The sequence below is a fragment of the Streptomyces sp. NBC_00536 genome (assembly GCF_036346295.1).
GTDB lineage: Bacteria > Actinomycetota > Actinomycetes > Streptomycetales > Streptomycetaceae > Streptomyces.
On the sequence record NZ_CP107819.1, the window covers coordinates 5,101,735 to 5,122,362 of the forward strand.

The following is a 20,628-nucleotide window of genomic DNA, read 5'->3' on the forward strand; positions in this document are numbered from 1 at the left end:
TGGAGTGCTCATGAGCCGATCACCAAGTCCTCGACCCGGCAGGTCTCCGCGATCACCAGGTCATAGAGAGTGCGCAGGAAGTCCGTGTCGATCCCGTGGGCGGTCCCGAAGGCCGCGGCCCGTTCCTGGACCAGCCCGATGCGGTGCGGCTGCATCATCGGAATGCCCTGGTCCTTCTTCACGAGGGCGATCTCGACACATACGCCGATGCGCGCCCGTAGTTCTTCGAGGAGCCGCTCGTCGATCCGGTCGAGCTTCGCGCGCAACTCGTCAATGCCGGCGGTGGCTTGCGCCGTGCCCTTCATGACTACCTCCCGGTCGGTCCCGTCACGGATATCGCTTCATGCACACAGCGTGACGCGGCGCGACGGTGCGGTGAAAGGGAGGCCAAGGCTCAGGTCTGCGCACTGCGCATGAGTGAACGTTCCTGCGCACGGGGCCCGTACGGGCCCCGGAACGCGCCGAAGGCCCCGCCGACCACTCGAAACGAGGGGCGCGCGGGGCCTTCGGTACAGGGATACGAGGGGTCAGCGGGCGACGACGAACCCGCGTTGTGTGCAGGAAGGTGCGTGCTGGTCAGCGGGTTCCGACGGCGATGGCGGTGAAGATGCCGATCACGATCAGGACGTACAGGACCTGGCGCGGCCACTCGCTCACCGCGGCTGTTCCTGTGCCTGTTCCCGCCGTGCGCGGCGGCGGGCCTGGTGCCGGTCTTCTTCGGTGAGGAGGGCGTGGATCGCTTCGGCGAGGGCGACGGCCTTCGGCCAGCCGTCCGGGAGGCGGGCCGCGATGTGCCAGGCGGCCAGGGCGGCCGCGGCCTCCATGGTTCGGCGGCCCTCCGCCTGGAAGTGGAAGCACCGCACGCCGTGGGCGGCGAGGCTGCCGCCGTCGCTGAGGTACGCCAGCCACTGCGCGGTGACCGCGCTGTCCGGCGGATGCTCGGCGTGGGCGAGTACGTACGCCGCCTCTTGGGCGAGCCGCGACTCCCGGCTCACCGCGCGCCCGCCCGTACCGGCTTGCACGACGGGTCCCGGAGATCGTGCACCCAGTCCGAGGGGCGGGCCCCAGACGCCGAGTGCCGGATCAACTCCCGCCCGCCGGTGAGGATGGGGCGGTCGCACACGGCGCAGATCCGACTGACTGCGACCAGAGTGTCGGGCGCCGCCGTGAACTCCAGGCCGTTGGCTGCCCGAACGTATGCGGTCCGGGTGTGCTTCGGGGTCCCGGCGACGGTGCCGACGAACTCCTCGACCACGGCCATCAACTCGCCCTCGCGGTCGGACCTGGGGTCACGGACTCGCCGGTGCAGGAGAGGGTGATCGACGTGCCCGAAGGTTTCGGTCGGCCTGCTCTCGCGTACTTCCATCCCTGCGCTCCCTACCGTCTTCGACGGGCGGGACCGTCCCCGCACTCTCGTCGCTCCGTGTGAAGAGAGAACCGCAGCCGGTCCTCCGCGAGTACCGTTGGAGGGTCGGAGAACCATGCAACCCATGCACTTGTCGGGAGTTGCACATGGCACAGGACTCGCGCACACCAAATGCCGGGCTGAGAAACCTCCTTGCGCAGGCCGGCTGGTCCCGGACCCAGCTCTCGATGATCGTCAATCGCATCGGCGCAGAGGCTGGACTCGCCCTCTCCTACGGCCAGCCCGCCGTTTCCCAGTGGGTCGCCGGACACCAGCCGCGACTGCGGGTCAGAGCCATCGTCATCGAGGCGTTCGAACGGAAGCTCGGTCGGCCGGTCACCTACACCGAGGCGGGCTTTGCCGCTCCCCTCGGCGCCGAGGAGCCGGACGCGGTCCGAGAACTCGTAGATCTAGGAAGGGCGGACATGGATCCCTCCCGGCGTCGCGTCATCGCGGCCGGCGTCTTCTCCGCGGCGCTCGCCATTCCACTGTTCCCGACGCTCGCCCGGGCCGACAGCCCGGAGCCCGTGCGGCCCGGGAAGGCCACCACCCGTGTGGGGCAGGCCCAGGTCGACGCCGTGCAGACGATGACGGACCGGATCGCCGACATCCTCGACGAACTCGGGGCCGGGCACGCCCGTCCTATGGCCGCGGCGTTCCTCGTCAACACGGTCGGCCCGTGGCTGAAAGCCGAGGCCGCCGCGCCCGTCCGGCGCAGCATGCTCGCCGCCGCTTCGGACCTCGTCTATCTCACCGGGTGGATGGCCATGTTCGAGCGCCAGCACCGGCTCGGTCAGGACTACTACGTGTCCGCGCTGAAACTGGCTGGGGAGGCGGAGGAGCACGTGACCTACTGCCGGACCCTGCGCGGTATGTCGTTGCAGGCTTCGAACCTCGGCTACGGTCGCCGGGCCCTGGAACTCGCCGACTCCGCCGCCGAGGCGGCCCCGGCCGCCGGGCCGCGTCTCGTGGCCTTCCTGCGGGGGCAGCAGGCGCACGGCGCCGCGATGGTGGGCGACAAGCGGCAGGCGTTCGCGCGGCTGCGGGAGGCGGAGGAGGCGCTCGCGCGCGCGGACGACCGCCGGGAGAGCATCGGCGGGTACGACCGCACCGCCTACCTGTTCCACGTCGCGCACGTGCAGAACGAGACGAAGGACGTGCCCGGCTCGGTGCGCACCCTGCGCGAGTCGATCCGCGTGCAGCCCGCCAACGAGCGGCAAGGGCGTTTGCACGCATACGGGCTGCTGGCTCAACGCCAGCTGTCCATCGGCCACGTGGAGGCGGCGTGCGAGTCGTGGGGACGGTTCCTGGACGACTACGAGGCGCTGTCGTCGGCGCGCGGCGACGAGCACTTCGAGGTGATGAACCTTCGGCTCCGTCCACATGGTGGCGTGCGGGCGGTGCGCGAGCTGCGTGAGCGTGCACAGGTCGTCGGCGCGCTCAAGGGGTAGGACCGATGGGGCTGGCGCTGGACGCGGTCGGTGAGTTGGTCCTGTAGGGCACGGGGCGCCCTTCGTTACCAGGCCAGTTGGGCGATATCCTCACACCCTGTGAGCGTCCTGGCTCTGGAAGTTGTACTGCATCACGTACGAACCGGCGTCGAGAAGCATGTGGTTGACCTCTACCGGGTTTCCCTCAGCCGTGAGGGCCGTCCGGTAGATCTCCACGACCGGAGTGCCAGGCAGCAGGTCAAGGGCCTCGGACTCCTCCGGACTGGGCATACGAGCCCGCAGCTCCTCCACGAAGTCGACCGGCCCGCGGCCGATGTCGGCGAGCCGGGCGTAGACCCCGCCGGGGCCGGGGTTCGCTTCGGCGATCGGGGTGCTCCGCACCAGGTCCGCGGCGAAATACGACGTGGCCTTCTGCACCGCCGAGCCCTCCACCACGTACCGGCGACTACGCACCAGCACCGCCGCGCCTTCCTCCAGAGCGAGGGCGCGCGCCACCCAGCGCGGTGCGACGGACTCGTAGACCTCGATGTCCACGACATCCATCGGACGGCCACTCACATCGGCGGACCAGATCGAGTTCCCGGAAGACCACTGCGACTGGGCCAGCCGCCTGTCCGCCACCCGGCGGATCGGCTTGAACTCGCGAACGTACGTCCCGGAACCCGGGCGCGAGTAGGCAGCGCCTTCGCCGACGAGGAGCTTCAAGGCGTTGGCCGCCGTCATCTTGGCCACGCCGTACTGCTTGACCAGTGCGGGTTCGCCGGGCAGCCGAGCACCGGGACCGAACTCGCCGGAGTCGATCCGTGCCCGCAAGTCGTCGGCGATCTGTCGCGCCGTCTCGGGCATGATCGACCTCCATTTCTCCCTAGGGTGGTACCACGTTAGCCAACGTCCTGCGGGTTAGCTAAGCAGCTGCCCCGGAAGAATCGGACACGCCCAGGGAGCACGGGATGACTCATCCACGCGGCGCAGAGAGCCCACCCCGCCATTCGGTGTCCGTGGCAGGTGCAGTCGTACGGGCGGATGGCCGGCTGTTGGCGATCCGGCGTGCCGACAACGGAGCGTGGGAGCTGCCGGGCGGGGTGCTGGAGCTTGAGGAGACCCCCGAGGAAGGCGTACGGCGGGAGGTCCTGGAGGAGACCGGGATCGAAGTCGAGGTCGCGGAGCTGACCGGCGTGTACAAGAACATCACCGTCGGAGTGCTCGCCATGGTCTTCCGGTGCAAGCCTTCCGGGGGCGCCGAGCGCACGTCCGACGAGTCGACGGCAGTCCAGTGGCTCACGCCCGAAGAGGTGTCCGAGCGGATGTCCGAGGTCTACGCGATCCGGCTGCTGGACGCCCTGGACGGGAACGGGCCCCGCGTCCGGAGCCATGACGGGCGCCACCTGATCACGGTGCGGTGAGAGTTTCCCTTCTGGGTCAAGGCGCCCGCCGCGCACGCGCGGCGACGAGCACTTCGAGGTGATGAACCTTCGGCTCCGTCCGCATGGTGGCGTGCGGGCGGAGCGCGAGCTGCGCGAGCGGGCACAGCTCGTGGGCGCGCCAAAGGAGTGGCGTGCTCTGGCCCGAGGATGCGAGCCGCTGAGCACGGGAACCGGCACGACGCCCCGCCCGGCCCGAAGGGGTACGGGCGTCAGCGGGCGGCCGCCGCCAGGTGCGGGCTGCGGCGCTCGGCGCGGGCCGCGTGGGACCCGTACAGGGTGATCGACACGACGCCCGCCACGGCGAGCAGCGCGATGCCCACCGTCGCCCCCCAGCCCGCCCAGTGGTAGGCGAGCGCGCCGAGCGTGCCGCCCGCGCTGCTGCCCAGGTAGTACGCCGACTGGTACAGCGCGGAGGCCTGCGCGCGGCCCGTCTTCGCGGTCCGGCTCACCGCGGACGAGGCGACGGCGTGCCCGGCGAAGAAGCCCGCCGTGATCAGCACCAGCCCCGCCAGGATCGAGGGCAGCGCGTCGGACAGCGACAGCAGCAGACCCGCGGCGGTCGTCGTCACGGCCAGGTAGAGCGCGCCCCGGCGCCCGGTCCGGGCCACCAGCTGACCGGCGGCCGCGGAGGAGACCGTACCCACCAGGTACACCAGGAAGACGGACCCGATCACGCCCTGCCCGAGCGAGAACGGCTCCTCCACCAGCCGGTAGCCGATCACCGTGTACACCGCCCCGAAGACGGTCATGAACAGCGCGCCGATCCCGTACAGCCGCAGCAGCAGCGGATCGCGCAGGTGTCCGGCGACGGTACGTCCCACCGCGCGCGGGTTCAGCGAGGCCGGGCGGAAGAACCGCGCCCGGGGCAGCAGCACCAGGAAGGCCACCGCGCAGAGCAGCGACATCACGCCGACCGTCAGCAGCCCGCCGCGCCAGCCCCAGGCCTGCGCCGCCCAGCCGGTCACCAGCCGGCCGCTCATCCCGCCGATGGCATTGCCCGCGACGAACAGACCGATCGCCCCGACCAGCGCCTTCGGCTTGACCTCTTCGGCGAGGTAGGCCATCGCCGAGGCGGGAACGCCCGCGATCGCCGCACCCTGCACCGCGCGCAGGACCACCAGCCACTCCAGGTTCGGCGCGAAGGGCACCAGCAGGCCGAGGACGACGGCGGTCACCATCGACCAGGTCATCATCCGGGTCCGCCCGAAGCGCTCCGAGAGCGCGCTGAGCGGCAGGACGAAGAGGGCGAGCGCGCCGGTGGCCGCGGACACCGTCCAGCTGGCCTGACCCGCCGTCACCCCGAAGCCGTCGGAGATCGCGGGCAGCAGTGCCTGCGTGGAGTAGAGGAGGGTGAAGGTGGCCAGACCGGCGGCGAAGAGCGCGAGGCTCATCCGGCGGTAGCCGGGACGGCCGGGGGAGAGGCCCTCCGGAGTGGGGAGCGGCGGGGCGGGGAACGGCAGGGTGGAGGCGGCCACGGTGGTGGACGCCCCGGTATGAGCGGGAGGCATACGTCCAAAATAGGACCGCCCATTTTATGCGTCCAATGTGTGAATCGGCGATAATTGATTCATCCACGCATGAGTGCAGCTCAGGGGAGCGCCTGTCAATGACTCGTTACGAAGAAGACATGAGCGTGACAAGTTCGCTGGCCCCGCGCCTCGCGTACTTCGTCGCCGTCGCCCGGCACGAACACGTCACCCGCGCCGCCCAGGAACTCGGCGTGCCGCAGCCCACTGTCTCCCGGGCCATCGTGCGCCTCGAACGGGACCTGGGCGTCCCCCTGTTCGCCCGCAAGGGCCGCACCGTCGCCCTCACCACCGCGGGCCGCACCTTCCTCGCCTCCGCCGAACAGGCCCTCGACTCCATCGCCCGCGCCGCCGAATCCCTCCAGCACGACGCGGACCCCCGGGCCGGCAAGGTCGCCTTCGGCTTCCTGCACACCCTCGGCCCCGAAACCGTCCCCGGCCTCATCCGCGCCTTCCGCGCCGACCACCCCAAGGTCCGCTTCTCCCTCGTCCAGAACTACGGCGAGGCCATGCTGGAACGGCTGCGCGCCGGAGAACTCGACCTCTGCCTGACCTCCCCCATCCCTGTCGCCCCCGACCTGGTCGCCCGCCGCCTGGACGAACAGCGGCTGCGCCTGGTGGTCCCCGACGACCACCGGCTCGCCGGCCGCAAACGGATCCGGCTCGCCGAAGCCGCCGACGAAACCTTCGTCACCCTGGAATCCGGCTACGGCCTCCGCCGGATCACCGACGACCTGTGCGCCGAGGCGGGCTTCACGCCCCGGGTCGCCTTCGAGGGCGAGGAAGCCGAAACCCTGCGCGGCCTGGTCGCCGCGGGCCTCGGCGTCGCCCTCCTCCCGCCGCCCGCCGTACCCCGCCCCGGCGTGGTCGAACTGACCGTCACCGCCCCGCGCGCGGTCCGCGAGATCGGCCTCGCCTGGCTCGACGGCCACCCGGACACCCCACCGGTCGCCGAGTTCAAACGCTTCCTGCTCTCCCGCCGCGGCCGCCTGATCCCGGAACTCTGAGGGCCGGTGGGGCGGGCCCCTCAGCGGCCTACTCCTTTTCCACGGTGACCGTCGCCAGCAGGTACCCGGCGTGGAAGCGGGACTTCGCCCCCACCGCCCGCATGACCTCCGCGATGTGCCGCTGGCACGTCCGCTCCGACATGCCCAGGCGCCGCGCGATCACCTTGTCCTCCAGCCCTTCCGCCAGCATCCGCACGATCATCCGGCGCAGCTCGTCCGACAGCAGCCGCGCCTGGTCCGGGCTGACGCTCGACGCGAAGGGCTCCGCCTCCACCCAGGACCGCTCGAACGCCTCCGTCATGAAGTGCAGGACCGCCGGCTCGCGCACCACCAGCGCCGCCCCGGCCGTGTCCGGGACCGCCATCAGCGCCGTACGCCCGTCGATCACGATCATCCGCATCAGCCCGTCACCGAGGGTGCGGACCTGCGCTCCGCGCGCCGTCACCCGGTCGACGTACGCCGCCGTCGGCCGGGAGTAGCGCGCCGTGTGCTGGTACAGCGTCCGCATCCGCACCCCGCGCGCCAGCACCGACTCGTCCCGCCCGATCGCCTCCTCCAGCGCGTCCGCCGGACGCCCGCCGCCCGGCTGCGAGGTCAGCACCTCCCGCTCGCAGGACGCGACCAGCTCCGCGATCAGCCCCCGCACGGCGCCCAGGTCCGTGACCAGCTCCAGCGGGGCCAGCCCGCCCAGGTCCCGCCGGGCGGCCCCGGCCTCGTACTCCGGCACCAGCGCGTCCAGCCGCCTGCGCACCTTGTCCATCTCGTCGTGCGTCTCGCGCACCCGCAGCGCCAGCGGGGCCAGCGCCCGCGCGACCGCGGCCCGCGGGGACACCACGCTCCACCGCACGGCGCCGTCCCCGCCGGGGCCCGCCGGGGCGGGCTGGAGCAGCTGCGCCGCCACCAGCTCGGTGACGGCGGCCGCGGCCCGCACGCCCAGGGCGGTGGTGGCCTCGGCCACGGCGAAGGAGTGCCGCTCGACGGCGTACGCGTACAGGCGCCGGGCGGCCGGACTCAGTCCGTCCCCTTCGTCATCGGCAGGCATGTGCATATTCGTCCCGGAATCGAAGGGGTTGTAAACCCCTCGGGTTCACGCACGGCGCCAATGCGATGCCTGGCCACAGCCCCGAGGCATATGCCGAACCGGCACAGTGAAGCCACGGCCCAAGCGGCTTCGGGCCTCCGGGGGGAGGCGCGAGCAGGACGGCGACAGGTCTCGGGGGGACACGGTGACCAGCGACAGCTCCAGCCCCAGACCCAGCGGCAGACCTGTCGCGATCCTGCTGAGCCCGCGCCCGGCCGTGGTCGCCGCCGCCCGCCGTGCGGGCGCGCGTCCCGTGGTGGTCGCGCCGGCCGCGTACGTACCGTCCGTCCGAGAGGGGGCGGAACGGCCGGTACGGACGGACTGGCGCGACCACCAGTCGCTGACCGGCGCACTCGCCCGGCTGCCCGCGGTCCGCGAGGGCCGGGCCGCCGTCTTCGGCTTCGCCGCGCCCAGCGCACTGGCGGCCGCCCGCGCCAACGAGGCCCTGGGCCTGCCCGGCACCTCCAGCGCCGCCGTCACCGCACTCATGGACAAGGCCGCCCTGCGCGCCCGTACCAACGACGTCCTGCTCCCCGGCCATCCCGTCTCCTTCGCCCGCTGCGGACGCGCCGCCTTGCTCCCCTTCATCGCCGGACTCATCGGCTACCCCTGCGTGGTCAAACCGCGCGCGGGCGCCGACGGCGAGGGCGTACGCAAACTCACCGGCCCGGCGGACGCACGGGCCGCCGCCCACCTCTACCCCGAGATCACCGACCTGCTCGTCGAGGAGTTCCTCGAAGGCCCCGAACTCACCGTCGAAGCCCTCTCCCGCGCGGGCCGCCACCGCATCCTCGGCTGGACCCGCCGCCTGCCCGGCCCCCGGCTCACCACCGCGGGCCACCAGCTCCCGGTGCCACTGGAGCCCCGGCCCGCCGCGTCCGTACGGGCCCTCGTACGCCACGTGCTCGACCTGGCCCGGCACCACGACGGCCCCTCCCACACCGAAGTCATCCTCACCGCCCGGGGCCCCCGCCTGGTCGAGACCCACGCCCGCCCCGGGGTCCTGGAACCGGACCTGCTCCGCCTCGCCACCGGCATCGACGTCCTCGCCCTCACGGTCGCCGCGGGCCTGGACCTCCCGCCCCCGCCGCTCCACCCCCGCGCGGCCCACGCGGGCCTCCGCTACGTCGACTTCCCCCCGTCCCCGTCCCGCCCCACCGCCCTCGCCGCCGCCCGAGCCGTCCCCGGCGTCATCCGCGTCCACCTCTCCCACCCCCACCCCTACATCCTCGCCACAGCCCCCACGGCCCAAGCCCTGACCACGGCCCTGACCCACGCGGCCCGGGCGTTATCCAGCCCAGCGCGGCAAAAATAGCCCCGCGGGCGTTTGAGGCGCCCCCGGAGGGCACCAACAGCCCCGCAGGGCAAATCCAGCCCGCAGGGCAAATCCAGCCCGCGAGGCAAATCCAGCCCCGCGGGGCAAAATCAGCCCCGCCGGCGTTTGAGGCGCGGGGCCCGGGGCAGCGCCCCGGCAACGGCGCCGCACCCGAACCACAAGGCCCGCACCGGGCACCCCACCCCCCGGGGCCGGGGGCTCACCCCCGCAACGACCGCCCGAAGCCGGAACCCAACGGCATGCGCAACCCCAAAGGCGGCGGAGCCGCAAGCGCATCGGTCACCGGCCGCGAATACCGCCCCGACCCCACCGTCCCGAGGACGAAGTCCAGCGCCAGCGCGACCACTTCCCCCTGGTGCTCCCGCAGCCCGTGCCCGTCCGAATGAACCTCGAACCGGCAGGTGGACCGGTTCGCCTTCTTCGCCCGCGTCGCCAGCCGGAACGACAACTCCGGGTCGCTGCGCGCGTCGTTCGTGCCGTGCACGATCAACACCTGCCGCCCCGACAGCTGTTTCACCGGTTCGGGCGCCCCGCCAGAGACCACCTCCGGCAGGCAAGGGGCGAGCGCCACCACGCAGTTGACGGCCTCGTGCCCGGCCGCCGCCAGCGCCGCCCGGCCGCCCGCGTCGTAGCCGACGAGGCACGCGGGGACGTCGCCGTAGCGTCGTAACGCCTCGTCCACGGCCCACCGCGCGGCTTCCTCCCGGCCTTCCCGCCCGTGCTGGACGGTGTGCGTGACCAGCCCCTCGGCTCCGCCCGCCCGGGCCAGCGCCCGTGCGAGCGGCCGCAGGGGGCCGGCGGAGAATCTGGATGCCCCGGGGAGCAGGAGCACCACACCATTGACTGTCGAGCCCGGCCCGTTCGCGCCGGCCGCCCGCCCCAGGCGGGCCCCGCGCGCCGGCGGCGCATGCTGTGCCATGGCGGAACAGTCTCAGACTGACAGGTGTACGCCACCCGTCCGCACGGTCACTGTTACGTATCGACCCAGGCCGCCTGTCCCGTGCTCTACGCGCGTAGGAGCTAGAGTGCGCAGATGACGAGCGAGACCCCCAACCTGCCCACCCCGGATCAGATCCGCCGCTCCCCGAAGGTGCTCCTCCACGACCACCTCGACGGTGGACTGCGCCCCGGGACCATCATCGAGCTGGCGCACAAGGTCGGCTACGAGAACCTTCCCGAGACCGACGCCGACAAGCTGGGCGTCTGGTTCCGCGAAGCCGCCGACTCCGGCTCCCTGCCGCGCTACCTGGAGACGTTCGCGCACACCTGCGCCGTCATGCAGACGAAGGAGGCCCTCTTCCGGGTCGCCTCCGAGTGCGCCCAGGACCTGGCCGAGGACGGCGTCGTGTACGCCGAGATCCGTTACGCCCCCGAGCAGCACCTCGAAGCCGGTCTGACCCTCGAAGAGGTCGTCGAGGCGGTCAACGAGGGCTTCCGCGAGGGCGAGCGCCGCGCGCGGACCAACGGCAACCGGATCCGCATCGGCGCGCTGCTCACCGCGATGCGCCACGCGGCCCGCGCGCTGGAGATCGCCGAGCTGGCGAACCGCTACCGCGACAACGGCGTGGTCGGCTTCGACATCGCGGGCGCCGAGGCCGGGTTCCCTCCCACCCGCCACCTCGACGCCTTCGAGTACCTCAAGCGCGAGAACAACCACTTCACGATCCACGCGGGCGAGGCCTTCGGCCTGCCGTCGATCTGGCAGGCCCTGCAGTGGTGCGGCGCCGACCGGCTCGGTCACGGCGTGAAGATCATCGATGACATCGAGGTCGCCGCCGACGGCTCGGTGACGCTGGGCCGCCTGGCCTCGTACGTCCGGGACAAGCGCATCCCCCTGGAGATGTGCCCGACCTCGAACCTGCAGACGGGCGCGGCGCTCTCCTACGCCGAGCACCCGATCGGGCTGCTGCGCAAGCTGCACTTCCGTCTCACGGTCAACACCGACAACCGGCTGATGAGCGGTACGAGCATGAGCCGGGAGTTCGAGCACCTGGTCGACACCTTCGGGTACTCGCTCGACGACATGCAGTGGTTCACGGTCAATGCGATGAAGTCCGCGTTCATTCCTTTCGATGAACGACTGGCCATGATCAACGACGTGATCAAGCCGGGTTATGCGGAGCTGAAGTCTGAGTGGCTGTTCCGGCAGACCGCTTCGACCAGCGGTTCTGTCTCGGCTTAGGCCATGGCATGACGTACTGAAAGCGCCCGGGAGGAGCAATTCCCGGGCGCTTTCTCATATTTACGGATGTTTGCGGGATGGGGTTTGAAGTGACTAGCTTGCGGAGCCGCCCATTTCCCCGTCGCAAGGACGAACTCTCCATGAAGCAGTCAGCTGCCAAGACCCTCGGTGTCGCCGTCATCGGTGCCGCCTTCGCCGCGGCCGCCGCCGGTACCGCCTCCGCCGCCGTGCCTGCGATCGGCGTCACCGACGCGCTCGGCGCCGTGACCTCCGCGGCCCAGGGCGTCACCAGCCAGCAGCACGTCGCCCCCGGCGAGGAGGGCAAGACCCAGTCGAGCGACCCGGCCGAGGCCCTCAAGCCCGTCACCGGCCTGCTCGGCGGCCTGCCGACCAGCAACCTCCCGGGCGGCCTCGGCGGCTGACCCGCCGCGCGGCGGTACGACCGCCGACGCACGCGGAATCGCACACGGATCCGCACGTACACACGCGGGGCGCACACCCCTTCGACGGGGTGTGCGCCCCGCTGTGGCATGTGCCACGATCACCCCGAACTGCTCACCCACGCACCGGGTATGAGGTCGAGGACATGCGCATGAAGGCACGAGCGGCCGCGATCGCATCGCTGGCGCCCCTACTCCTGACCGCCGCCGTCGGCTGCACCTCCGCGGGCGGCACGGCAGCGGACGGGCGCCCGGGGAAGAGCCCGGACCCGAAGGCCTCCGCCGCCTCGCAGGGCACCAGCGCGCACGGCCCCGCGAGCACCCCCGCGGCACCCTCCGCCGCGCCGCGCAGCGGCAGCGCGCTGGAGAAGTCCGCCCTGGAACAGGGCGACCTCGTCGGCTACCAGATCTCGGCCCAGGGCAAGAACCCGGGCGCCCCCTCCGGCCAGCCGCAGGCCGACAAGAAAGCCTGCCAGCCGCTCGCCGACGTCATGGGCGACAAGCCGGACCCGGCCGCACGGGAGACCGTGGACCGGGGCGTCGGCTCCCAGACCCAGTCGGGCCTCGCCATCTCGGACTCGGTCAGCTCCTACGCCGAGAGCGACGCGAAGCAGCTCATCGCCCGCCTGAAGGCGGCGGTCGCCGCCTGCGGCGCGGGCTTCAACGCCACCATCGCGCACCAGACCGGCAGCTACCGCGAGGTGAAACCGGTCGCCTACCAGGCGGGCGGCGACGAGAGCGTGAGCTGGACGGTCGTCGCGGCCGCCCAGGGCGTCTCGGCCCACGTCCACCTGGTCCTCGTACGCCAGGGCTCGACGGTCGTGCGCCTGATGGCGGTCAATGTCGCGGACGCCCAGAAGAAGGCGGAAGTACCGCACGACCTCACGGACAAGCAGATCCAGAAGATCAAGCGGACCATCCGCTGAGGGGTCGGCGCAGCGGGATCACCCGAGCCGTGGCCCTTTACCAGGCTGGGCTTTACCAGGCTGGGCTTTACCAGGAACTGGAACCGGCACCGGTCTTCTCGTTCGGCAGGACCACCCACAGGGCCAGGTAGACCAGGAACTGCGGGCCGGGCAGCAGGCAGGAGACGACGAATATGAGACGCATCGTGTTCGCGGAAATCCCGAAGCGTCGCGCCAGACCGGCACAGACTCCGCCGATCCATCGTCCGTCACGGGGGCGGGCAAGGGCGCTCATGGTTTCTCCTTCGTAGGGATCGCTTTCTTGCGATGCCTCAATACTCCCGGTGAATCGCCGACAGCACCTCGGTCCAGGGGCCGATACCGACCCTGGCAACTCTCGGGGTCGGCCCCTGAGACCGCACCGGAGCGGGAGCGGGGGAGGGGGAAGGATCAGGGGAAGCGGTCCGCACCGCGACCCGCTTCCCGGAGCGCCGCAGCCGGGCGCGCAGGGCCGGTACGACGGCCAGGTGGGCCAGCACCACACCCGCCACGTTCAGCAGCACCTCGTCGACGTCGACCACCCGCCCCGGCACCGCCGTCTGGAGCATCCCGATGCTCACCGAGATCAGCACACCCGCCGCGACGGTCCGGGTCAGCGAGGCCCACGCCGCCAGCGGCGACGGCGCGAGCCGACCGCTGACCAGGGGAAAGAGCACCCCGAGCGGGGCGAGGAGAACCAGCGAAGAGCCGATCCGCCGCGCCGCCTCCAGCGGCCCGTACGCCAGGTCGGATCTGATCCCGGCGAAGGGGGTCAGATTGGCGGAGGCGGCCCATGGCACGTCCAGGGGTCGCAGGGTCACCCAGGCGACGAGCAGGAGGTGGACGGCCAGCAGACCGCCGCCCACGAGCCGGAGCCGGAGTTGAATGGCGGCGCTGCCGCCGGCTTCATGACGCTGCACACCTGCGAAGACGCCACAGCCGGTAGCCGCGGTTCCGGCCGGTTCAGCGTGTGGCGAGGAGCACGATGAGAGCGACCGCTCCGATGGCCGCCGGCGCGATGATCTCGTACGACCATCGCACCCGCACACTGCCCTGCGCCCCAGCCCGCGAGGCCCCGCGCTCGGCCAGCTCCATCAGCTCGTGCACGGCCTTGTCCGCCCCGGCCTGAGCGGCATCCGCCGCGTTCTTGGGGGTCTCCGCGGCCGCGGCACGCCCGGCCCGGCGGTTCGCCTTCTTCCGCTCGCGCAGCGAGACCGGAATGGACCACAGCTGGTACTTCGCCCCCTCGGCCAGCACCTCGGCCGAGTACCCGGCGCGCACCGCGTCCACCGCGGCCCAGGGCAGCTCGACGGTGCGGAAGGGGTTCCGCACGCGCATCCGGTTGTCGTTCGCGAACACCGCGGGCCGCAGCGTGAACGCGACGATCAGCGGCACCGCGCACAGCAGCACCGACCCGGCGATCCACGGGGCCGACCCGGACCCCCGCACCAGCGCGTCCCCGCACAGCCAGGCGACCAGCGCCAGCATCAGCACCCCGGTCACCATGGCCATGGGGGAGCGGTAGACCCGGTCGTCGTAGACCGGCTCGTCGGCAGCGGGGGGCACGGGGCTCGTCATGCCCCGATTCTGCCGCACGGCCGGTTCGCCCGGGCGGCCCGGCTCCGCCGGACCGCGCGGTCACTACGGGCGGGACGGCCCGCCGACCGGCAGGGCGCGCCGATCGAGCACCCGGGCGATCCGCTCCTCAAGGTGGGCCCGGCAGTCCGGCCACTCCGCCGCGGTGACGGAAAAGATCGCGGAATCCCGGAGCCTGCCGTCCTCACCCGGAGCCCACGACTTCGCCCAGTTCCGCAGCACGCCCTCGAAACGCGCGCCCGCGCCCTCTATCGCGGCCCGCGAACGGCCGTTGCGCGCGTCCGTCTTCAGGTCGAGCCGCGCCACGCCCCACGCCTCGAACGCATGCCGGAACAGCAGGTACTTCGCCTCCGTGTTCACCCCCGACCCCTGAGCCGACGCCGCGAGCCAGGTGAACCCGACCTCGACCGCGCACAGCCGCTCCTCCCCGGGCCACAGCCGCGGATCGAGGAAGGCCGTGGCCCCGACCGCACGCCCGGACACCCGGTCGACCTGCGCGTACGGAACCACCTGCCCGGCGGCCGCACGGCCGAGCTGGGTCTCGACGTACCCCGCGACCTCGGCCGCGCCGGGCACCCACGTCAGCCCGTAGGACCCCCGGTCCTCCTCCGCCGCCACCGCCAGGTCCGCCGCGTGCTGGTGCCCGAGCGGCTCCAGCCGCATGAGCGAGCCTTCCAGAACCGGTCCCGCAAACGTGAAACTCATCGTCACCCATCCACCCGCAGCCAAAGGAACGTCCGTCCGCCCGAGGGCAGCGTTCCAGACGGGTGGCGCGATGTCGCGCGAAATTGGGTACCGAGGGACCGAGGGACCCCGGCTCCGCCGGGGCGCGGCTGCGCCGCGAGAGGTTCGTTGTGCGCGTCCGGGGTCGGGGAGGTTCCGGGGGCTGCCCGCCAGTTCAACTGTCTCTTCGTGCCGGGTCACCCTGTCAAGGGCGCTCCCTGCGGTCGCGTCGCTTCGCGATGGCCTTCGGCCACCCTTGACAGCGCGCCCCGTCACGAAAAGCCAAGAACTGTCGGGCGGCCCCCGGGGGAAGGCATGGGGGACCTGACCCATGAGCCGGGATTCCGGGCGGGTGGCCCAGCGGCCGGGTGCGGCCAAGCCGCGCCCTCCGGGCGGACAGACCACAGACGACAAGCGACAAGCACGCGGGCAGATCGCTACACAGTCCGGGTCAGGGAGGCGTCTGCGGGCTGTTTGTGCCTGGGACTTCCGTCAGGCCGAAGTGGAGAGGGGTCTGGCGGCCGTCCGCCCCAAGATGAAGGGTCCAAATCGTCACAAAAAGGGCGCTTTGGAGTGGTGTTGAGTGTCGAGAGTTGCTTGACCCGACTCCATGCTCATCTGGCCGAGCTTTCGGCCTTCCCGCACCGCCCGCCAGCCCCAAACAGCCCGCAGACGCCTCTCTGAGCGCAACTGTGTAGCGATCTGCCCGCGCGCTTGTCGTCTGTCGCCTGTCCGCCCGGAGGGCGCGGTTTGGCCGCATCCGGGACCGGGCTGGGCCGCTCCCACCCCTGGCAAGTGCTGTCGGTCCCCCCTGCCTTCCCCCGGGGGCCGCCCGACAGTTCTTGGCTTTTCGTGGGGACGGGATCTGTCAAGGGTGGCCGAAGGCCATCGCGAAGCGACGCGACCGCAGGGAGCGCCCTTGACAGGTCACGGCACCACGAAGAGACAGTTGAACTGGCGGGCAGCCCCCGGAACCTCCCCGACCCCGGACACCCGAAGCCACCGCCTCTGCGGCGAAGCCGCACCCGGCGCAGCCGGGCCCCACTACCCGCCCGCGCTCGGCAGCGGATACGACGCCGTCGCCCGGGTTCCCGACCCCGGCCCCGTGACCGTCAGTACCGGCGTCCTGGTGTTCGTCTTGGTGAGGGCGAGGTGGAGGCCGCTGAGTGTCGTGGTCGGGTGGGTGCGGTCGAGTTTGTCCATCACGCGGACCAGGTACGGATTGCCGGGCTTCCAGCCCGTTCCCACGTACCGGATCCAGGCTTCGGGGCCCTCCGCCTTGTTGCGCAGCACTGCGACCAGTCCCTTGCCGATGTAGACCGGCACCCCTTCGTAGCGGCTGCCATCGGTTGCGGTGCCGGAGGGGGAGGGCGGCGCTGCCACCGCCGGGCCCGTGGCCGCGTACGACGCTGGCGTGGCCGGTGTGAGCAGGGTCGCGGCCAGGGCTCCGGTCAGGGCGGCGGTGACGAGGGAGGTGCGGAGGGTGTGACCCATGACGACTCCGGTTCGTGTCGTGGCCGCAGGGCGACAGGTGGGTGTCAGGTGGAAAACCGCTACCCGCAACCGTCCCACCCCGGCCCCGACCCCGCACCCCCGTCACGCCCCGGCGTCGGGGGAGACCGTTCGGTGACCGCGCCCGTGACCGATATCGGTCAGTTACAGGGGAGGGGGTGACAGGCCGCTACGCGCGTAGATATGCTCATCTGGTGACCATGCCCACCACACTCCCCGCATTCGCTGACGTGACGACGTCCGACAGCGCGCTGCGCCGCTTCCTGCACGGGCTGCCCGGCGTCGACGCCGTCGGCCTGGAAGCGCGCGCCGCAGCTCTCGGCACCCGTTCGATCAAGACGACGGCCAAGGCGTTCGCCATCGACCTGGCCATCTCGATGATCGACCTGACCACGCTTGAGGGCGCGGACACCCCGGGCAAGGTCCGGGCGCTCTGCGCCAAGGGCGCGAACCCCGACCCGACCGACCGGACCACCCCGCGCACGGCCGCCATCTGCGTCTATCCCGACATGGCCGGCATCGCGCACGAGTCGCTCGCCGGGACCGGCGTCAAGGTGGCCTCCGTGGCGACGGCGTTCCCCGCCGGCCGCGCGGCCCTGCCGGTCAAGCTCGCGGACACCCGTGACGCCGTCGCGGCGGGCGCGGACGAGATCGACATGGTCATCGACCGTGGCGCCTTCCTCGCGGGCCGGTACCTGGACACCTTCGAGCTGATCAAGGCCGTGAAGGAGGCGTGCGTCCGCCCCGACGGGACGGCCGCCCGCCTCAAGGTCATCTTCGAGACCGGTGAGCTGTCGACGTACGACAACATCCGCCGCGCCTCCTGGATCGGCATGATGGCCGGAGCCGACTTCATCAAGACCTCCACCGGCAAGGTCGGCGTGAACGCCACGCCCGCCAACACGCTGCTGATGCTGGAGGCCGTACGCGACTTCCGTGCGCAGACCGGCGTACAGATCGGCGTGAAGCCCGCGGGCGGCATCCGTACGACCAAGGACGCGCTCAAGTTCCTGGTCCTGGTCAACGAGACCGTGGGCGAGGACTGGCTGACCAACGAGTGGTTCCGCTTCGGCGCCTCCAGCCTGCTGAACGACCTGCTCATGCAGCGCCAGAAGCTGAGCACCGGGCGTTACTCCGGTCCCGACTACGTGACGGTGGACTGATCACCATGGCTTCCCTTTTCGAGTACGCACCGGCTCCCGAGTCCCGCTCGGTCGTCGACATCGCCCCCTCCTACGGGCTGTTCATCGACGGCGAGTTCACCGACGCCGCCGACGGCAAGGTCTTCAAGACCATCTCGCCGTCCTCCGAGGAGGTCCTGGCGGAGGTCGCCCAGGCGGGCGCCGCCGATGTCGACCGCGCCGTGAAGGCCGCCCGCAAGGCCTTCGAGAAGTGGTCCGCGCTGCCCGGTTCCGAGCGCGCCAAGTACCTCTTCCGGATCGCCCGGATCATCCAGGAGCGCAGCCGCGAGCTGGCCGTCCTGGAGACCCTGGACAACGGCAAGCCGATCAAGGAGACCCGCGACGCGGACCTCCCGCTGGTCGCCGCACACTTCTTCTACTACGCGGGCTGGGCCGACAAGCTCGACCACGCTGGCTACGGCGCGAACCCGCGCCCGCTGGGTGTGGCCGGCCAGGTCATCCCCTGGAACTTCCCGCTGCTGATGCTCGCGTGGAAGATCGCCCCGGCGCTGGCGACCGGCAACACGGTCGTGCTGAAGCCGGCGGAGACCACCCCGCTCTCGGCCCTGTTCTTCGCGGACACCTGCCGTCAGGCGGGCCTGCCCAAGGGCGTCGTCAACATCCTCACCGGTTACGGCGACGCGGGCGCGGCCCTCGTCGAGCACCCGGACGTCAACAAGGTCGCCTTCACCGGCTCCACCGCCGTCGGGAAGGCCATCGCGCGCCAGATCGCCGGTACGGACAAGAAGGTGACCCTGGAGCTGGGCGGCAAGGGCGCCAACATCGTCTTCGACGACGCCCCCATCGACCAGGCCGTCGAGGGCATCGTCACCGGCATCTTCTTCAACCAGGGCCAGGTCTGCTGCGCGGGCTCGCGCCTGCTGGTCCAGGAGTCGATCCAGGACGAGCTGCTCGACGCGCTCAAGCGCCGCCTGTCCACGCTGCGCCTCGGCGACCCGCTGGACAAGAACACCGACATCGGCGCGATCAACTCCGCGGCGCAGCTGGCCCGGATCACCGCGCTCGCCGAGACCGGCGAGGCCGAGGGCGCCGAGCGCTGGTCCCCGGCGTGCGAGCTGCCGTCCGCCGGTTACTGGTTCGCCCCGACGCTGTTCACCAACGTCACCCAGGCGCACACCATCGCCCGCGACGAGATCTTCGGCCCGGTGCTGTCGGTGCTGTCGTTCCGTACCCCGGACGAGGCGGTCGCCAAGGCGAACAACAGCCAGTACGGGCTCTCCGCCGGCATCTGGACGGAGAAGGGCTCCCGCATCCTCGCGGTCGCGAACAAGCTCCGCGCGGGTGTCGTCTGGGCCAACACGTTCAACAAGTTCGACCCGACCTCGCCCTTCGGTGGCTACAAGGAGTCGGGCTTCGGCCGCGAAGGTGGCCGCCACGGCCTGGAGGGTTACCTCGATGTCTGAGTCTTCTGCCGCGACGCGGCTGAGCGTCTTCAAGACCTACAAGCTGTACGTCGGGGGGAAGTTCCCCCGCTCCGAGAGCGGCCGGGTGTACGAGGTGAGCGATTCGAAGGGCAAGTGGCTGGCCAACGCCCCGCTGTCCTCCCGCAAGGACGCCCGTGACGCGGTCGTCGCCGCCCGCAAGGCCTTCGGCGGCTGGTCGGGCGCCACCGCCTACAACCGCGGCCAGATCCTCTACCGCGTCGCCGAGATGCTGGAGGGCCGCAAGGACCAGTTCGTCCGCGAGGTCGGCGAGGCCGAGGGGCTGTCCAAGTCGAAGGCGGCCGCCGTCGTGGACGCGGCCATCGACCGCTGGGTCTGGTACGCGGGCTGGACCGACAAGATCGCGCAGCTCGTGGGCGGGGCGAACCCGGTCGCGGGGCCGTTCTTCAACCTCTCCACCCCTGAGCCGACCGGTGTGGTCACGGTCGTGGCCCCGCAGGACTCGTCCTTCCTGGGCCTGGTCTCGGTGATCGCCCCGGTGATCGCGACCGGCAACACCGCGGTCGTCATCGCCTCGGAGAAGTCCCCGCTCCCCGCCCTCTCCCTGGGCGAGGTGCTCGCCACCTCCGACCTGCCCGGCGGTGTGGTCAACATCCTGTCCGGCAAGGCCGCCGAGATGGGCCCGCACCTGGCCTCGCACCAGGACGTCAACGCGATCGACCTGGCGGGTGCCGACGAGGCGCTGGCCAAGGAGCTGGAGATCGCGGCGGCGGACAACCTCAAGCGCGTGCTGCGCCGGTCGTCCGCGGACGACTGGAGCGCCGACCCGGGGACGAAGCGGATGACCGCGTTCCTGGAGACGAAGACGGTCTGGCACCCCACGGGCTCGCTGGGCGCCTCCGGCTCCGCTTACTAGGTCGACGGGGCCCAGCCCCTGACCGGCCTACGGGCCTCCTGAGACCGGCCCCGACAGCGACCCCCGTGCTGTCGGGGCCTTCCCGTACCCGCTCCCGGGTCTACTTCACGTCTATTTCACGGCGCCGGGGAGCAGCGGCCCCAGCAGCGAGGCGGCCGCCGCCCGGGGGAGTTCGCCGACCTTGGCGCCCTTGGTCACGCTGTCGGTGACCATGTTCGTGCCGACCGACGGGAAGTCCGCGACCTTCGTGGCGATGCCGTTGTTCAGCGGGTCCACACCGGTGTTGGCCAGCGGGTTGACCTGGAGGTTCTTGATCGGGTCGGTGACCCCGGCCAGCGCGGCCGGAACGTCCAGCTCACCCGCCTGGGCCGCGCCCGCGGCCAGGGCGAGGGCCGCACCGGCCATCGTGAGGGTGAGGCCTGCGGTGCGCAGGACCGACGAGGAGGCTGCGTGACGTGCCATGGAATTCCACCTGTGGTTGCGTCTGCGGTCGTAGTCGCG

Annotated in this window: 23 protein-coding genes; 10 read left to right on the forward strand and 13 right to left on the reverse strand. The window is 71.6% G+C overall.

Annotated elements, in window-relative coordinates; all coding sequences use genetic code 11:
* Positions 1-8: 8 nt before the first annotated feature.
* The 3 genes from OHS33_RS22670 to OHS33_RS22680 form a co-directional block, all read right to left on the reverse strand.
* Positions 9-305 carry a chorismate mutase family protein gene (locus OHS33_RS22670; protein WP_330332232.1) on the reverse strand — a complete coding sequence of 99 codons (297 nt, stop codon included), beginning with the start codon at positions 303-305 and terminating at the stop codon, positions 9-11.
* Between the two features lie 348 nt (positions 306-653).
* Positions 654-995, reverse strand: a complete 342-nt coding sequence (locus tag OHS33_RS22675; RefSeq protein ID WP_330332233.1) for a hypothetical protein — start codon at positions 993-995, stop codon at positions 654-656.
* Complete coding sequence (locus OHS33_RS22680; protein ID WP_330332234.1) at positions 992-1,366, reverse strand: hypothetical protein; 375 nt, start codon at positions 1,364-1,366, stop codon at positions 992-994. Before OHS33_RS22680 ends, OHS33_RS22675 begins: the two co-directional genes overlap by 4 nt.
* Positions 1,367-1,512: 146 nt before the next feature.
* On the opposite strand from OHS33_RS22680, the gene OHS33_RS22685 reads away from it, so the two are divergent.
* The gene (locus tag OHS33_RS22685; protein ID WP_330332235.1) at positions 1,513-2,856 is read left to right on the forward strand and encodes a hypothetical protein; all 1,344 of its coding nucleotides are present in this window, start codon (positions 1,513-1,515) and stop codon (positions 2,854-2,856) included.
* Positions 2,857-2,946: 90 nt separating this feature from the next.
* On the opposite strand, the gene OHS33_RS22690 is transcribed toward OHS33_RS22685, so the two are convergent.
* A complete protein-coding gene (locus OHS33_RS22690; protein ID WP_330332236.1) occupies positions 2,947-3,702 on the reverse strand; it encodes a GntR family transcriptional regulator in 756 nt (251 codons plus the stop codon).
* A gap of 104 nt (positions 3,703-3,806) precedes the next feature.
* Between OHS33_RS22690 and OHS33_RS22695 the strand changes: the two genes are divergently transcribed.
* Entirely contained in the window at positions 3,807-4,259 is a 453-nt protein-coding gene (locus tag OHS33_RS22695) for an NUDIX hydrolase (protein WP_330332237.1), read from the forward strand.
* A gap of 230 nt (positions 4,260-4,489) precedes the next feature.
* Here the strand turns inward: OHS33_RS22695 and OHS33_RS22700 are convergent, their stop codons facing one another.
* A complete protein-coding gene (locus tag OHS33_RS22700; RefSeq protein ID WP_330332238.1) occupies positions 4,490-5,788 on the reverse strand; it encodes an MFS transporter in 1,299 nt (432 codons plus the stop codon).
* 98 nt (positions 5,789-5,886) lie between these two features.
* Between OHS33_RS22700 and OHS33_RS22705 the strand changes: the two genes are divergently transcribed.
* Positions 5,887-6,813 (forward strand): LysR family transcriptional regulator, encoded by a 927-nt coding sequence (locus OHS33_RS22705; RefSeq protein WP_330332239.1) that lies wholly within the window; start codon positions 5,887-5,889, stop codon positions 6,811-6,813.
* Between the two features lie 28 nt (positions 6,814-6,841).
* Here OHS33_RS22705 and OHS33_RS22710 read toward each other — a convergent pair whose 3' ends face one another.
* A complete protein-coding gene (locus tag OHS33_RS22710) occupies positions 6,842-7,855 on the reverse strand; it encodes a helix-turn-helix transcriptional regulator (RefSeq protein ID WP_330332240.1) in 1,014 nt (337 codons plus the stop codon).
* Between the two features lie 184 nt (positions 7,856-8,039).
* Here OHS33_RS22710 and OHS33_RS22715 point away from each other — a divergent pair, with 184 nt between their 5' ends.
* Positions 8,040-9,209 carry an ATP-grasp domain-containing protein gene (locus OHS33_RS22715; RefSeq protein WP_330332241.1) on the forward strand — a complete coding sequence of 390 codons (1,170 nt, stop codon included), beginning with the start codon at positions 8,040-8,042 and terminating at the stop codon, positions 9,207-9,209.
* A gap of 220 nt (positions 9,210-9,429) precedes the next feature.
* Here the strand turns inward: OHS33_RS22715 and OHS33_RS22720 are convergent, their stop codons facing one another.
* Positions 9,430-10,149 carry an alpha/beta hydrolase gene (locus OHS33_RS22720; RefSeq protein WP_330332242.1) on the reverse strand — a complete coding sequence of 240 codons (720 nt, stop codon included), beginning with the start codon at positions 10,147-10,149 and terminating at the stop codon, positions 9,430-9,432.
* 114 nt (positions 10,150-10,263) lie between these two features.
* On the opposite strand from OHS33_RS22720, the gene OHS33_RS22725 reads away from it, so the two are divergent.
* From OHS33_RS22725 to OHS33_RS22735, 3 genes are all read left to right on the forward strand, one after another.
* The gene (locus tag OHS33_RS22725) at positions 10,264-11,412 is read left to right on the forward strand and encodes an adenosine deaminase (RefSeq protein WP_330332243.1); all 1,149 of its coding nucleotides are present in this window, start codon (positions 10,264-10,266) and stop codon (positions 11,410-11,412) included.
* Between the two features lie 140 nt (positions 11,413-11,552).
* Positions 11,553-11,834, forward strand: coding sequence for a hypothetical protein (locus tag OHS33_RS22730; RefSeq protein WP_330332244.1), 282 nt, complete (start codon positions 11,553-11,555; stop codon positions 11,832-11,834).
* A gap of 170 nt (positions 11,835-12,004) precedes the next feature.
* Positions 12,005-12,778 carry a hypothetical protein gene (locus OHS33_RS22735; RefSeq protein WP_330332245.1) on the forward strand — a complete coding sequence of 258 codons (774 nt, stop codon included), beginning with the start codon at positions 12,005-12,007 and terminating at the stop codon, positions 12,776-12,778.
* A gap of 67 nt (positions 12,779-12,845) precedes the next feature.
* On the opposite strand, the gene OHS33_RS22740 is transcribed toward OHS33_RS22735, so the two are convergent.
* From OHS33_RS22740 to OHS33_RS22760, 5 genes are all read right to left on the reverse strand, one after another.
* Positions 12,846-13,052, reverse strand: a complete 207-nt coding sequence (locus tag OHS33_RS22740) for a PspC domain-containing protein (protein ID WP_330332246.1) — start codon at positions 13,050-13,052, stop codon at positions 12,846-12,848.
* A gap of 37 nt (positions 13,053-13,089) precedes the next feature.
* Positions 13,090-13,716 (reverse strand): VanZ family protein, encoded by a 627-nt coding sequence (locus tag OHS33_RS22745; RefSeq protein WP_330332247.1) that lies wholly within the window; start codon positions 13,714-13,716, stop codon positions 13,090-13,092.
* 43 nt (positions 13,717-13,759) lie between these two features.
* On the reverse strand, positions 13,760-14,374 hold the full coding sequence (locus tag OHS33_RS22750) for a PH domain-containing protein (protein WP_330332248.1): 615 nt from the start codon (positions 14,372-14,374) through the stop codon (positions 13,760-13,762).
* 63 nt (positions 14,375-14,437) lie between these two features.
* Positions 14,438-15,097, reverse strand: coding sequence for a GNAT family N-acetyltransferase (locus OHS33_RS22755; protein ID WP_330332249.1), 660 nt, complete (start codon positions 15,095-15,097; stop codon positions 14,438-14,440).
* Positions 15,098-16,159: 1,062 nt separating this feature from the next.
* Positions 16,160-16,609: a hypothetical protein gene (locus OHS33_RS22760; protein WP_330332250.1), complete on the reverse strand. Its 450-nt coding sequence runs from the start codon at positions 16,607-16,609 to the stop codon at positions 16,160-16,162.
* A 218-nt stretch (positions 16,610-16,827) separates the two neighbouring features.
* Between OHS33_RS22760 and deoC the strand changes: the two genes are divergently transcribed.
* The 3 genes from deoC to OHS33_RS22775 are packed head-to-tail and all read left to right on the forward strand — an operon-like array spanning position 16,828 to position 20,127.
* Complete coding sequence (deoC, locus tag OHS33_RS22765; protein WP_330335152.1) at positions 16,828-17,790, forward strand: deoxyribose-phosphate aldolase; 963 nt, start codon at positions 16,828-16,830, stop codon at positions 17,788-17,790.
* Between the two features lie 5 nt (positions 17,791-17,795).
* Positions 17,796-19,232, forward strand: a complete 1,437-nt coding sequence (locus OHS33_RS22770; protein ID WP_330332251.1) for an aldehyde dehydrogenase family protein — start codon at positions 17,796-17,798, stop codon at positions 19,230-19,232.
* On the forward strand, positions 19,225-20,127 hold the full coding sequence (locus OHS33_RS22775) for an aldehyde dehydrogenase family protein (protein WP_330332252.1): 903 nt from the start codon (positions 19,225-19,227) through the stop codon (positions 20,125-20,127). The genes OHS33_RS22770 and OHS33_RS22775 overlap by 8 nt, the downstream gene beginning before the upstream one ends.
* Before the next feature lie 111 nt (positions 20,128-20,238).
* On the opposite strand, the gene OHS33_RS22780 is transcribed toward OHS33_RS22775, so the two are convergent.
* The gene (locus tag OHS33_RS22780; RefSeq protein WP_330332253.1) at positions 20,239-20,589 is read right to left on the reverse strand and encodes a hypothetical protein; all 351 of its coding nucleotides are present in this window, start codon (positions 20,587-20,589) and stop codon (positions 20,239-20,241) included.
* Between the last annotated feature and the right edge of the window lie 39 nt (positions 20,590-20,628).